The 13,598-nt window shown below is 35.3% G+C and carries 11 protein-coding genes; 8 read left to right on the forward strand and 3 right to left on the reverse strand.

Annotated features, from left to right (window positions below; all coding sequences use genetic code 11):
• Positions 1-29: 29 nt before the first annotated feature.
• Positions 30-872, forward strand: coding sequence for an alpha/beta fold hydrolase (locus PGOND44_RS10115; RefSeq protein ID WP_394366679.1), 843 nt, complete (start codon positions 30-32; stop codon positions 870-872).
• On the opposite strand, the gene PGOND44_RS10120 is transcribed toward PGOND44_RS10115, so the two are convergent.
• The gene (locus PGOND44_RS10120; RefSeq protein ID WP_003441025.1) at positions 869-1,597 is read right to left on the reverse strand and encodes a DUF4197 domain-containing protein; all 729 of its coding nucleotides are present in this window, start codon (positions 1,595-1,597) and stop codon (positions 869-871) included. The genes PGOND44_RS10115 and PGOND44_RS10120 overlap by 4 nt on opposite strands.
• 133 nt (positions 1,598-1,730) lie before the next feature.
• Between PGOND44_RS10120 and PGOND44_RS10125 the strand changes: the two genes are divergently transcribed.
• From PGOND44_RS10125 to PGOND44_RS10155, 7 genes are all read left to right on the forward strand, one after another.
• Positions 1,731-5,165, forward strand: coding sequence for a methylmalonyl-CoA mutase family protein (locus PGOND44_RS10125; protein ID WP_003441026.1), 3,435 nt, complete (start codon positions 1,731-1,733; stop codon positions 5,163-5,165).
• Between the two features lie 373 nt (positions 5,166-5,538).
• A complete protein-coding gene (locus PGOND44_RS10130; protein WP_003441027.1) occupies positions 5,539-6,264 on the forward strand; it encodes an SMI1/KNR4 family protein in 726 nt (241 codons plus the stop codon).
• Positions 6,265-6,349: 85 nt separating this feature from the next.
• Entirely contained in the window at positions 6,350-7,858 is a 1,509-nt protein-coding gene (locus PGOND44_RS10135; protein ID WP_003441028.1) for a S41 family peptidase, read from the forward strand.
• Between the two features lie 92 nt (positions 7,859-7,950).
• Positions 7,951-8,802 carry a hypothetical protein gene (locus PGOND44_RS10140; RefSeq protein ID WP_003441029.1) on the forward strand — a complete coding sequence of 284 codons (852 nt, stop codon included), beginning with the start codon at positions 7,951-7,953 and terminating at the stop codon, positions 8,800-8,802.
• A gap of 736 nt (positions 8,803-9,538) precedes the next feature.
• Positions 9,539-10,258 (forward strand): acetolactate decarboxylase, encoded by a 720-nt coding sequence (locus PGOND44_RS10145; protein ID WP_003441030.1) that lies wholly within the window; start codon positions 9,539-9,541, stop codon positions 10,256-10,258.
• A 466-nt stretch (positions 10,259-10,724) separates the two neighbouring features.
• Entirely contained in the window at positions 10,725-11,261 is a 537-nt protein-coding gene (locus PGOND44_RS10150; RefSeq protein ID WP_003441031.1) for a hypothetical protein, read from the forward strand.
• A complete protein-coding gene (locus tag PGOND44_RS10155) occupies positions 11,261-12,091 on the forward strand; it encodes a tetratricopeptide repeat protein (protein WP_003441034.1) in 831 nt (276 codons plus the stop codon). The genes PGOND44_RS10150 and PGOND44_RS10155 overlap by 1 nt, the downstream gene beginning before the upstream one ends.
• Positions 12,092-12,206: 115 nt before the next feature.
• On the opposite strand, the gene PGOND44_RS10160 is transcribed toward PGOND44_RS10155, so the two are convergent.
• Entirely contained in the window at positions 12,207-13,070 is an 864-nt protein-coding gene (locus tag PGOND44_RS10160; protein ID WP_003441038.1) for a formate/nitrite transporter family protein, read from the reverse strand.
• A gap of 2 nt (positions 13,071-13,072) precedes the next feature.
• The gene (locus PGOND44_RS10165; protein ID WP_040555999.1) at positions 13,073-13,522 is read right to left on the reverse strand and encodes a nucleoside deaminase; all 450 of its coding nucleotides are present in this window, start codon (positions 13,520-13,522) and stop codon (positions 13,073-13,075) included.
• Positions 13,523-13,598 lie beyond the last annotated feature (76 nt).

The following is a 13,598-nucleotide window of genomic DNA, read 5'->3' on the forward strand; positions in this document are numbered from 1 at the left end:
TAACATGATTTTTGGTTATTCGCCTTATCATGGCTAAACTTATTATATTTGCAATAAAAAACTTGATAAACCACTCTATATATCATCATGACACTTCCTCGCAATGGGTCACTTTTGTTCATGGTGCTGGTGGAAGTTCCTCAATTTGGTTCAAGCAATTAAGAACGTTCCGTGTCCATTTTAATATCCTATTACTGGATTTGAGGGGTCACGGTAACTCTAAACCTAAGCTTCAAGATTCGCTTAACGAAAATTATACTTTTGATGCTATTACAGATGATATTATTGAGGTTTTGGACTTAAATAACATCGAGAAATCACATTTTGTAGGAATTTCCTTAGGGACTATCTTGATAAGAAATTTAGCTGAGAATTATCCTAATCGAGTCTCAAGTATGATTATGGGAGGCGCCATTATGAAAATGAATGTAAGATCTAGATTTTTAATCAAAGTAGGAGTCATCTTTAAGTCAGTTGTCCCTTACATGATTCTTTATAAATTATTTGCATTTATCATCATGCCGAGGAGAAACCATAAAAAATCAAGAAATCTCTTTGTGAATGAAGCTAAAAAACTTTATCAAAAAGAATTCATTAGATGGTTCAAGCTCACTTCTGAAATCAATCCATTACTAAAATTCTTTAGACAAAAGCCGATCGATATTCCTTCTCTTTACATGATGGGAGAACAAGACTATCTGTTTTTACCAGCGGTGAAAAAGATTTCTGAAACTCATAAGGAAGCCAAGTTATTTATATTGAAGAACTGTGGACATGTAGTCAATGTTGAACAGCCTAAAGTCTTCAATACTCAAGTGATCGACTTTATCAAAAGCCTCGAATACCCAAACGCGTCTTTGAAATTGGTTTAATCTTGGAGGGCAAATACTCTTTTTAATAATAGGGAAGATCTTTCATTGATGTTATTCCTAATTTCAATTTCTTCCATTTCAATCATTTTATAAACTCCCTTCAACGCTTGTGAAGTCACATAATCGGTTAAATCAGGATTGACCTCCTTCGTTAAGGGTATTTGGTTGTATCGCTGTATGGTTGTTTCCCATATTTGATCGGCTCCTACTTTCTTGAAGTTAGCTGCTACCACAGGCTGGAATTTAAGGTACAATTCATTTTCTGTTTTAGACTTTAGATAATCTGTAGCAGCTGACGGACTGCCTAATAAAATGGCTTTTGACTCCTCAAAGGTGAGGTCTTTAATCGCCGCTATAAATAGTGGGGTTGCTTCTTTTACGGCCTCTTCAGCAGTTTTATTTAAAGCACGAATCCCTTGCTCTGTTAAGGATTCCAAACCCACTTTTTGGAGTATATTTTCAACCGTCTCCAATTCGCTAGGTAATTCAATTTTGACCATCGGGTTTGAATAAAAGCCATCTTCTTGAGTGAGTTTTGTTACTTCTTCACGGATACCTTTAGTTAAGGCTTCTTTTAAGCCGTCTCCTATTTGTTCTTCCGTAAGAATTCCAGAGTTCGATATCTCTTCAGAAATTTGTTGAAGTTCAGCGCAAGATTGTGTTATGAAAATAATGATAAGGCCAATATGAAGCCTCATAATGTTGCTTTTGTAAAATGAAAACATGAAATTCAATTTTTAGAACTGTATGTGAGCTAATTTACTCTTTTTATTTTGTATTCCTTTAGAAATTTAAAGGCGTTGAGTTGAATATTTCGTAATTTTACAGTCCAAATTTTCATAATAATTCAACACCATAATGGAGCAACAAAAACCATATACACCTCAAAATCAAATCAGAATTGTTACTGCTGCCTCTTTGTTCGATGGACACGATGCTGCTATCAACGTGATGCGTCGTATCATACAATCCACGGGAGTTGAAGTTATTCACCTTGGACACGATAGAGGCGTGGAAGAAGTAGTCAATACGGCAATTCAAGAAGACGTTAATGCTATAGCTTTAACCTCTTACCAAGGCGGACACAATGAATACTTCAAATACATGTACGATTTGCTTCAGGAAAAGGGAGCAACGCATATTAAGATTTTTGGCGGTGGAGGTGGAGTCATCCTTACAGAAGAAATTGAAGAATTAATGGAACACGGCATCACTAGGATTTATTCTCCCGATGATGGACGTAAAATGGGACTTCAGGGAATGATTAACGATTTGGTGGAAAAATCTGATTTTCCCACTCCAAAATTAAAAGCACCAGATAAAACTGCAGAGCGTCTTAAACAAAAAGATGTCAATACTATCGCTAGATTGATTTCTTTAGCTGAGAACCGTCATGATGAATTTAAAAAAATATTCTCACCGATACAGGAAGCCCATAAAAATGAAGTCCCTGTTCTAGGAATCACTGGAACTGGAGGCTCTGGTAAATCCTCATTGGTAGACGAATTGATCAGGCGCTTCTTGGTCGATTTTGAAGACAAGCAAATAGGAGTTATCTCTGTAGATCCTTCCAAACGAAGAACAGGCGGAGCATTGCTAGGAGACAGAATTCGCATGAATGCTATTAACTCTCCGCGAGTGTATATGCGTTCTTTAGCAACACGTCGATCTAATTTAGCTTTATCAAAATATGTTCAAGAAGCGATTGAGGTCCTAAAAGCGGCTAACTACGACTTAATCATTTTAGAAACTTCGGGGATCGGTCAAAGTGATACTGAAATTCTAGACCATTCCGATATTTCTCTTTACGTGATGACGCCAGAATTTGGGGCCGCCACACAATTGGAGAAGATCGACATGTTAGATTTCGCAGATCTTGTGGCGATCAATAAATTTGATAAGCGTGGCGCAAAAGATGCACTTCGCGATGTCAAAAAACAATATCAGCGTAACCACAATTTATGGGATGCTAAACCAGAAACCCTTCCTGTTTATGGAACTATAGCCTCCCAATTTAATGATCCTGGAATGAATATTCTTTACAAAAGAATTATGGATCAACTTTCAGAAAAGACGTCTACCACTCTAAAAAGTGATTACCAGATCACGGATGAGATGTCAGAGAAAATTTTCGTCATCCCACCGGCGCGCACGCGTTACCTTTCAGAAATTTCAGAAAGCAACAGATCTTATGATGATAAGGCCAACTCTCAGGTAGAAGTTGCTCAAAAACTCTATGGTATATTTAAAACCTTAGAAAGTGTTACAGAAAGCAAACTTCAGCTTGATAAAAATGGAATAGATGAAGCGCAATTAAAAGAAACGCTTACAGAGGATAACGAAACCTTAGTCGAATTGCTTAAAAAAGAATTTGATAGAGTGAAGATGGACCTTGACCCATACAACTGGGAGAAGGTTCTAGATTGGGAAAATGTCGTTCAGAAATATACAAATGAGGTCTATACGTTTAAAGTCAGAGATAAAGAGATAAAAATCGATACGCATACCGAGTCTCTCTCTCATCTTAAAATACCCAAAGTCGCTTTACCAAAATACAAAGCTTGGGGTGATTTACTAAAATGGCTATTACAAGAAAATGTTCCAGGTGAATTCCCCTATACGGCTGGATTATATCCTTTCAAAAGAACGGGGGAGGATCCAACCAGAATGTTTGCCGGAGAAGGTGGGCCAGAAAGAACCAATCGACGGTTTCATTATGTAAGTGCGGGATTACCTGCAAAACGACTTTCTACAGCTTTTGATTCGGTGACCCTGTATGGAAATGACCCTAACCACAGACCCGATATTTACGGTAAAATTGGTAATGCGGGGGTCTCTATTTGCTGCCTAGATGATGCTAAAAAATTATACTCAGGTTTCGATTTGGCAGATGCCATGACCTCTGTGAGCATGACCATCAACGGACCTGCTCCAATGTTGCTTGGCTTTTTTATGAATGCCGCAATCGACCAGCAGTGTGAAAAACACATTCAAGAACACGGACTAGAGAAAGACGTACAAGCCAAGATAAAAGCCATCTATAAAAAAAATGGGAGTGAAAGGCCAACCTATCAAGGCGAGCTTCCAGAAGGAAACAACGGACTTGGATTGATGTTGCTTGGCGTCACTGGAGATATGGTTTTGCCTAGAGATGTTTATGAGAAGATTAAACAGAACACTATTGCTGTGGTACGAGGAACTGTACAGGCCGATATTCTAAAGGAAGATCAAGCTCAGAACACCTGTATTTTCTCAACGGAGTTTGCTATACGTCTCATGGGAGATGTTCAGGAGTATTTTATTGAAAATAAAGTGAGAAACTTCTACTCGGTTTCTATTTCTGGATACCATATTGCTGAAGCCGGTGCCAACCCTATTACGCAATTAGCTTTAACGCTTTCTAACGGATTCACGTACGTGGAATACTACTTAAGCCGTGGAATGGACATCAATAAGTTTGGCCCCAATTTAAGTTTCTTTTTCTCCAACGGGATAGACCCAGAATACGCGGTTATTGGTAGGGTCGCGAGACGAATCTGGTCCAAAGCTATGCGCGACAAATATGGAGCGAATTCACGGGCGCAAATGTTGAAGTATCATATCCAGACCTCTGGTCGTTCGCTTCATGCCCAAGAAATAGATTTTAACGACATTAGAACTACTCTCCAAGCCCTATATGCCATTTACGACAACTGTAATTCTCTACATACCAATGCGTATGATGAAGCGATTACAACACCTACAGAAGAATCTGTACGTCGAGCAATGGCTATCCAGTTAATCATCAACAAAGAATTAGGCTTAGCGAAGAACGAAAATCCTATCCAAGGTTCTTTTATTATTGAAGAATTAACAGATCTTGTAGAAGAAGCGGTCTTGTTAGAATTCGATCGTCTTACGGAGCGTGGCGGAGTTTTGGGAGCGATGGAGACGATGTACCAGCGAAGTAAAATTCAAGAAGAGAGTCTGCATTACGAAATGCTTAAGCACACAGGCGAATTTCCAATTATTGGGGTGAATACGTTCTTGAGTTCCAAGGGATCGCCAACGGTAAAACCAAGGGAAGTGATTCGAGCGACAGAGACGGAGAAAGAGTTCCAAATCGATACACTCAACAAATTGCATACGGTTTATGAAGATAGAGCTCAAGACAACCTAAAACGCATACAAGAAGCAGCTATCAAAAATGAAAATATCTTCGAAGAATTGATGCAAGCGACCAAGTATTGTTCTTTGGGTCAAATCACAGAAGCTCTTTTTGAAGTCGGCGGACAGTACCGTAGAAATATGTAATTTTTTTAAAAAGTAGATGGGCGTGACCCCGTTCCGATAAAAATCGGGACGGGGTCGGGCTTTTTGCTATTACGCCTCCACAAAAGCAGTAGCCTTACTCAGGTAAGACTACTGCTTTTTTAGTTCGGGGTAACCGCTTCAATCCCTCACGCGGGGCTTTTCATTATTTTGTTTTCTGAAGAATGAATTATGCTTATCCCGAGAATTGATGGGGGTAAAGGTTTAGTTTTAAAACCTTAGGGAAGACCATTGGGTAATATGTATGAAAGTGTTAGTTTAGTTGATAATAAAATACCGCCTAAATAGAGTTATACTCTATAGTGGAGAGTTGAATAGGGTTTATACGGATGTTAGCGGTTATTAAACAGATGAAATGACAAATCTTGAAATAATAAAGAAACTTAAGGAGTCTACATTTACTGATGAAGATGGAGAAGATTACCAACTCGAATTTCAAGACGGTTTAACTGATTCTGAAATTGAAGATCTGAAAGAACAATTTCCCAACAATAAAATCGATAACGAACTAATTGAAATCCTTAAGGAGACTAAGGGCTGGGATGGCTATGGCCCAGAAAGGATTTATTTCGACTCAATTGGCGAATTCGGATTTTGGGAATTATCTGCTAATTCTTTGACTCTCGGACATGATGGATTTGGAAATCATTGGATACTGGATTTGGACAAAAACGGAAATCTTGGTAAAGTATTTTTTGCCTGTCATGACCCAGCAGTGTTTGTCGTTCATTCTCAAAATCTAAACGAATACCTGCATCATTTACTTGAATTATATAACAGTCCTGATAAGTGTCATTTAAATGAAATTCATGACGAAACTGTAATGACAGTTTGGGATCAAAATAAGGTGTGTATTCCCAAACCCAAATTTGAAAACGAAAATCCCGAGTTCAAGGAGTTTTTAGCAAAATTTGAAGGAGAAGAATGGACAATAGCGGATTTAAGAAATGGACAAAATAAAGATGGATTTGCTTGGGGGAAATTTGGTCCTAATCAATTTACTGAAAGACATCCAACTGAATTAGTCTGGTCCATTAAGAATAAGAAAAAAGGATTATTATCAAGACTATTTGGAAAATAAAACAACAAACCGCTAACACTATGTAAAAATGCATTAAAACGCATTTTACATTAAACGTTATACCACATTAGAAAAAACTACCTTAATGAGAAAATCATTATTTTTTTTCCTTCTACTGATCACCTCCTCCATTGGATTTGGGCAATCTATTGACGAGCCCTTTTCAAAGACTAAAATGTCAAAAGATTTAGCTGTTTTTAAAGAAATTCGACAAAAAGTAAATTCTGGACTTTATAAATACAGAACTAAACAACAAATCGATAGTGTTTATAATTGGGCAGAAAACGAAATTAAAAACCTAACCACATATAGAGAGTTTTATAATTTAATTTCAGAAGTAACCGATTATGAAGGCAGCCTGCATAATGATACATCCATACCCAATAAGAAACGGCAAAATTTACGGAAAGAAAAAACTGGTTATTTCCCATTATCACTTAAATGGATACAAGGCGAATGGTTGATTAATTCAAAAAATGGAGAAATACCTTTAGGAGCTAAAATTATTTCAATTAATGATATTCCTATATCTGAGGTAATATCTGAACTCAATAAATATTACACAACAGACGGACAAAACCTTACTGGAAAAAGACTTGGAATAAGAACACATTTTTCGAAATATTTCAGATTAAATTATGGCTTACAAACTAATTTCAAAATTGATTATAAGAAACACAATGCTAATAAAAGTGAAGAAATCATCATAAATAGCGTGAGTTATTCAAAATATTATGAAAGATTTAGAGCTAGGCATTCAAAACCTTTTGATCAAATCTACTATGCTGATCTAGATTATGATCAAAAATATTCCTTTCAAAAAATTGATTCATTAAGTGGATTACTTACTATCCATTCTTTTAGTATGGGTAATGAATCATCAGAAGAACATAAAGAATATGCTAAATTTTTAGACAGTGTATTTACCAAAATCAAAGAAAACAAAATTGCAAACTTGATTGTAGATGTTCGCCAAAATGGTGGTGGTGATGACCCAAATGACCTTGTTACTTATTCATACTTAACGCAAAGAAAATTTCAAGAAAACAAACAAGCTTGGATTAGTTTTAAAAAAATACCCTTACTCAAATATTATAACATTGGTATCCCTAAATTCATTAGACCATTACTTGTGGGCAAATACAATCGGCAACTTCAAGATAATTTCCCATTAGAAAAAGATAAGAATTATTATCAAAATGAAAATAGCGATGACCACACGATAAGGTTACCTAAAAAAAATGCCTTCACAGGTAACATCTACTTATTAATAAGTCCAGCAGTCGCATCAGCTGGTAGTTTATTTGCCTCCATGGTTGCAGGAAACGAAAATACCATAACGATAGGTGAGGAAACAATCGGTGGATATTACGGACACAATGGACATACTCCTATGGAATATAAATTGCCTAAATCAAAAATCGTAACACGGTTTTCAATAGTAAATTTAGAACAAGATGTACCGCAAAAATCCAATCAATCTTATAATAGAGGCCTATTACCAGATTTAGAAGTGACACAATCATTTGAAGATTTTATAAAAAATATAGATACACAAATGAACTATACTCTAGAATTGCTAAAGGCGGAATAAAATGTTTGCCAGCAAAGAATTGATGTGAAAAACAAGGTCTAAATAGAGTTATACTCTATAGAGGAGAGTTGAATAGGGTTTAAAGCAAGCTTATGAAAAAATTCATTTATATAATAACGATAATTTTTGCAACCATGGCAAACGGGCAAAGTACAGATGTCTTAATTTGGAAGTCCGACACTTTGAATCTTTACTCAAACCCATTGGAACTAAAGGCTGATTGGGAGCAATTAAACCAAGTCATTACAAGTCAAATTGGACTTAATAGAGTTGAAAAATCAAAGGATTCTGTTATTTTAAGTTATTTATGGAGAAACTATAAAACAGAATGGTTTATTGAAAATGATAGCCTTTATTTGACGGATTTAAGTTCATTATACAGTAGTGAAATTAGTATCGGATTAAACAAAGTTTTCTCTACTACAGAAAAACGAATTTTTGCCGACTGGGTAAATTCTTCTTTAACTACTTTCAGAGGAACCTGTATTGTTTGCAGAGGAACTCATCACAAAAACACTTCAATTTATCCAAATGAAAAACTTCTTGAATTCAAAAATGGAGTTTTAATCAAAACCACAGATTATAAAAATTCAGTCTTAAGAGAATCCAAATTTTCATCTTCTGATCCAAACGTCTATCTGAGCTTTATTTACAGAAATGTAGAATGGAGTAAGCTACCCGATTTGAGTAACAAACATCTTCTAGTTTGGGTAAGCGTTGAACCTAGAAAAAATGGAAAACTAAGAAATATTGACTGGGAGAACACTTTTCTAATTGATGGAAGCAATCTTATTGACGACCCGGAAAACATTTATATAAAAGAGGCGGTTAGAATTGCAAAAAAGATTCCTGAATGGAATGTTGTAATCCGACATAATAAAATTTTAAACCAAAACTTAGTCATTGTTTTTAACGAACAAATGAAGAAAAAATACGGCCGTTAGTAACTAAGCATTCGTGTGGTAGGTAGAGCTTGTGCTTTATTTTCGATAACTCAACATGAATTCCTCGATCCTTAGGGGTTAACTTAACTGCTTGTTGGTATATGATCTATGAGGGTTAATTGATTTTTGGGAATAGTTTTTTAGGTTTAGAAGAGTAAACCTTTTAATTGTTTAGCTGATCACCAACTTAAGGGCATACAAATTCAAGTCATCGAGACGTCTAGCTATGTTCTGGCTAGGCTTTCATTACCATAGAAAAGGAAGAAGCATCAACTTACTAAAACCAAAAAAATAAATACTCGAGTTTTGTCTTTTCATAACAAAACCGTAGAAAAGTCTATTGGATAATAGGTATGAAAGTATTAGTTTAGATGAAAATAAAAAATCACCTAAATAGAGTTATACCCTATAATGACGATTTGAATAAGGTTTATACGGATGTTAGTGGTAATTAAGAAAATGAAACTTCAATTCCATATATGATTGGTGCTTTAATTTGAGAACAAACAAATAGAATTTATGGAAAGGAAAAGCTATTTGAACTATCAAACTCTAAAAAAGAATTTTGGGAAAGCTTAGAAAAATTTGGGTTATCAAAAAATAACATAACCGAAGAACTAAAAAAAGAATTAAAGCGACCACCAACACTATATATGAAATTATAGCGCCCTTCGGGATGCTACGCGTTAAATACTTAACGAACATTTTGACAAAACCAATCAAAAACAGAATAAAATTGAGAAAATTAATACTTGTATTACTAACAATCGGAATAATAAGTTGCAACTCGACTAAAAAAGAATCTAATTCAACAGAAGAGTATTCTGATATAAAAATTGTTGGAGCACTGAAAAGCGTAATGTGGAAAGGTGAATTAGAGAGCAAAATTGAATTAGACAGCATTTTGAACAAGAAGGGACTCTATGGAATTGGACCTGTTAGCTATTTGGCGGGCGAATTACTAATCAATGACGGACAGAGTTACATATCGAAAGTAACTTCTGATTCTACAATGACAGTTGAGAAAAGTTTTGACATATCTGCACCTTTCTTTGTATATGCCAATGTAACTGAATGGAACGAATTTGAATTGCCATCAAATATTATATCAATCCAAGATTTGGAAAAATTTATTGACGAAAAAACGACGAAACGCAAGCGACCATTTGTTTTTAAATTAAAAGGAGAAGTTTCAACAGCTATTATTCACTCTCAAAACTTACCAGAAGGAACCAAGGTCTCTTCACCAGACGAGGCACATCAGGGACAAGTTAATTATAATTTGACTGAAGAAGAGTCTGAAATAGTTGGATTTTTCTCTACAGAACATAAAGGAGTTTTTACACATCACGACTCATTTGTCCATATGCACTTAATAACGAAGGATGAAAATAAGATGGGGCATTTAGACGAATTGGAAATTGGGAATATGAAACTATATCTGCCGAAAAAATAGAAACTATCGCCAATAACTAAACATTCATGTGGACGTTAAAGCTTGTGCTTTATTTTCGATAACCCCAGATGATTGCCCCGATCCTTTGGGGTTGACTGAACCTATTGTTTGTCGATGATCTATGGGGATGAGTTGATTTTTGGGAATGGTTTTTTAGGTTTAGAAGAGTAAACCTTTTAATTGTGTAGCTCATTACCGACTTAAGTGCCTACAAATTCAAGTCATCGAGGCGTCTAGCTATGTTCTGGTTAGCCTTTCATTACCATAGCAAAGAAAGCAGAATCAATTCACTAAAACCAAAGAAATATACACTCGAGTTTTGTCTATTCATAATAAAACCACGGAAAAGACCATTGGGTAATATGGATGAAAGTATTAGTTTAGATGAAAATAAAACATCACCTAAATAGAGTTATACCCCATAATGAAGATTTGAATAAGGTTTATACGAATGTTACCAAACATTATGAAAAACTACAGAAAGCAGAAGAAACTAATAGTAATTTTAATTTTTGCTTCAATTTTATTGAGTTGTCAATCGGAGAAAAAAGTCTCAGAAAAACAGGACTATTTACGTTGGGTTGGAGACATTGAACAAAATGATAAGATTGATCAACTGGACTTTAAAGCTTGTCACGGAGATGATGAAATCCTTCAATACTTCAATTTAGGAGAAGGTCCAATTTATAGTGGAGAAAAGTCAGCAATTCTAAACATATTTAAATCAAGATACATACCACTGGCCGACAAAGAACAAAATGGCTTAATCAGAATAAGATTTTTTGTAAACTGCAAAGGAAAAGCTGGACGATTTAGGATTTTTCAATCTGACTACAACTACCAAGAAATTAAATTTGACAATAGAATTGTTACTCAACTTGCGGACATAACAAAAAGTATTGAAAATTGGAAAGTTTTATACAGAAGAGAAGTTCCTGTTGATTACTATATGTATCTTATTTTTAAAATTACGAACGGACAACTAACTGAAATTTTACCTTGATGAAGATATTAAATCTAATACTAGTGTTGTTTTCTTTTTCGAGTGTACTCGCACTACCCAATTGTGAGGCTTTTAAATATTATGGCGACACCTTAAAATATGAAGCCTGTAAAAAAGCAATGGAAATTAATGGTCACTACCAATTTAGTAAAGAATATCAAACTATTCTGGATGAATCATTGAAGATTGACCCAACATTTGACTATGCTTATTGGGCAAAATCTATTGCTTATTTAAAAAGCGGCGATTTTGTGACTTGGAAAAAACTTATAGACAAAGCAGTTGAATATAACCCAAAAGAATATTTAGGATACCGAGGTTGGTGTCGTTATCAATTTTTCCGAGATTATAAAGGCACTATTGCAGATATTGAAAAACTAGATAGTTTAGTGGATTATGATATTGGACAATCTCAAAACGGAACATATCATCTAAACATTGCAAAAGGTTTATGCTATAAAGCAATTGGACAAAAAGAAAAAGCGATAACAATTATTGAAAACCAAATCAAATTAAACGAATATGAGAACTTTGTGGGAAAGTATGACTATTTGCATCTTGGAGTGCTTTATTTAGAAACTGGAGAATTTGAAAATGCCATTAAAATGTTTAAGAAGCAATCCCATACGAATGAATTGGCTGAAAATCAATATTATTCTGCTTTAGCTTTCTTGAGTTTAGATAAATTAACTGAATACAAATCTTGTTTGAAAAAAGCAAAAGAACTCTACGTTGGAGGTAAAAAAATGCACGATACTTATTCAAATCCAATGGACAAAATATATTTGGATAATATTGAAAATGAAATAAAAACCGCCTACAATAATTAAGCATTGCTTTGGTCGGTAAACCACCATGAATGCCCATATCCTTCAGGGTTAACTTAACCGCTTGTTGGTATATGATTATATCAAGATAAGACTAACTTTTTATCTTTAGGATGTATTAATACCCTGTTTTTGAATCGGGAACATTAAATACAAACGCTCTATACTTAAGTAAAGCCACAAAGAATGCACCCCCTATTGCATTGCCGAGTAACGCAACAGATTGTACAACTAGGTAGTCTGTAAAAGTGATTTCTGGTCCTACTAGAAATGCAGAAAATACTTCAATATTACCTATAATACTATGGTGTAAACCGGTAAACGCCATCGTAGCGGTTATAATAAAGATAATGACAATACGACTTATGGTATCTTTTGAGGACGTGATGAGCCAAGAGAGTAATCCCATCAACCATCCGGCAAGTATGGCGCTTACTAAAATAACATTCCAGTCAAAATTCGCGACGTGAGTCCCTATTGCAATAACCGTTTCGTGGTCAAATATCCTTAGTTTAGGCCCTATCCAGAGGAGTACAATACCTATTATATAACCACCAATAAGATTACCAGCAATAACTAAACCCCATAAACGCAAAAGGCTCCATAGACTCCGCTGTTGGTTTAATACCGGTAGCGTGAGCAGCGATGTTTGCTCAGTAAACAATAAAGATTGTCCTAGAACAACTAGTATAAACCCGAGCGGATATACAAAGGCAAGTATTTTAAACAAACTTTCTTCGGGTAAGCTGTCTGAATAAAAATAAAAAATGCTGCACAACATCAGATAACTGAAGCCAATCTCCAAACCAGCGGTAAACGAACTCAGTAAAATGCTACTTATACTCCGTTTATAGATCTCTTGTCCTTCACAAATTTGTTCTTTTAAAATCTCCCCGTGACTTTTGGCCTGACTAATTTCACTGTCATCAGCTTGCTCAAGCTCTTGGTCTACATTCTCTTGTTTTTCTTTTTCTTCACTCATAATTACGATTTCCAGACTGCGACGGCTTTATCGCGCAGCATTTGTTTTAATTTAAATTCTATATGACGATTCTCTGTATTTGACTGGTAAAAAAGATCACTATAGATATATCCCGCTTCTTTGGCATCTTCTGCAGAAGCACCGAAAAAAACTTGATCAAGATCTGCCCATCTAGTTGTTCCTAGACACATTAGGCAGGGTTCGCAACTGGTGTACAACACGCAACCTTTTAGAGATTTTGATTTTAGCTTTTTACAGGCCTCCTGTACCATAGCGAGTTCAGCGTGCTGGGTACAATCGGTTTTAGACCCTACCTGGTTATGACCTTCGGCAAGGATGTGACCCTCTTTTACGATAACAGCGCCAAAAGCTCCTCCTCCCTTAGTGGCCTTTCCTTTTTTTGCCCAACTAATGGCTTTCAACATAAATTTGTCGTGTATTTCTTTTTTCATAGCATTGAATTAAAAAACAGATGCTAAAATAATACAACTCGTTGAGCATCTGTTCTTAAATTTTGTTATCAAATGG

Source organism: Psychroflexus gondwanensis ACAM 44, from assembly GCF_000355905.1.
Classification (GTDB): Bacteria; Bacteroidota; Bacteroidia; order Flavobacteriales; family Flavobacteriaceae; genus Psychroflexus; species Psychroflexus gondwanensis.

Coding starts and splice junctions, on each gene's coding strand:
- PGOND44_RS10160 (WP_003441038.1), bottom strand. CDS start 13,070: ATGAGTGAAGAAAAAGAAAAACAAGAGAATGTAGACCAAGAGCTTGAG.
- PGOND44_RS10125 (WP_003441026.1), top strand. CDS start 1,731: ATGGAGCAACAAAAACCATATACACCTCAAAATCAAATCAGAATTGTT.
- PGOND44_RS10135 (WP_003441028.1), top strand. CDS start 6,350: ATGAGAAAATCATTATTTTTTTTCCTTCTACTGATCACCTCCTCCATT.
- PGOND44_RS10115 (WP_394366679.1), top strand. CDS start 30: ATGGCTAAACTTATTATATTTGCAATAAAAAACTTGATAAACCACTCT.
- PGOND44_RS10165 (WP_040555999.1), bottom strand. CDS start 13,522: ATGAAAAAAGAAATACACGACAAATTTATGTTGAAAGCCATTAGTTGG.
- PGOND44_RS10155 (WP_003441034.1), top strand. CDS start 11,261: ATGAAGATATTAAATCTAATACTAGTGTTGTTTTCTTTTTCGAGTGTA.
- PGOND44_RS10140 (WP_003441029.1), top strand. CDS start 7,951: ATGAAAAAATTCATTTATATAATAACGATAATTTTTGCAACCATGGCA.
- PGOND44_RS10120 (WP_003441025.1), bottom strand. CDS start 1,597: ATGTTTTCATTTTACAAAAGCAACATTATGAGGCTTCATATTGGCCTT.
- PGOND44_RS10130 (WP_003441027.1), top strand. CDS start 5,539: ATGACAAATCTTGAAATAATAAAGAAACTTAAGGAGTCTACATTTACT.
- PGOND44_RS10150 (WP_003441031.1), top strand. CDS start 10,725: ATGAAAAACTACAGAAAGCAGAAGAAACTAATAGTAATTTTAATTTTT.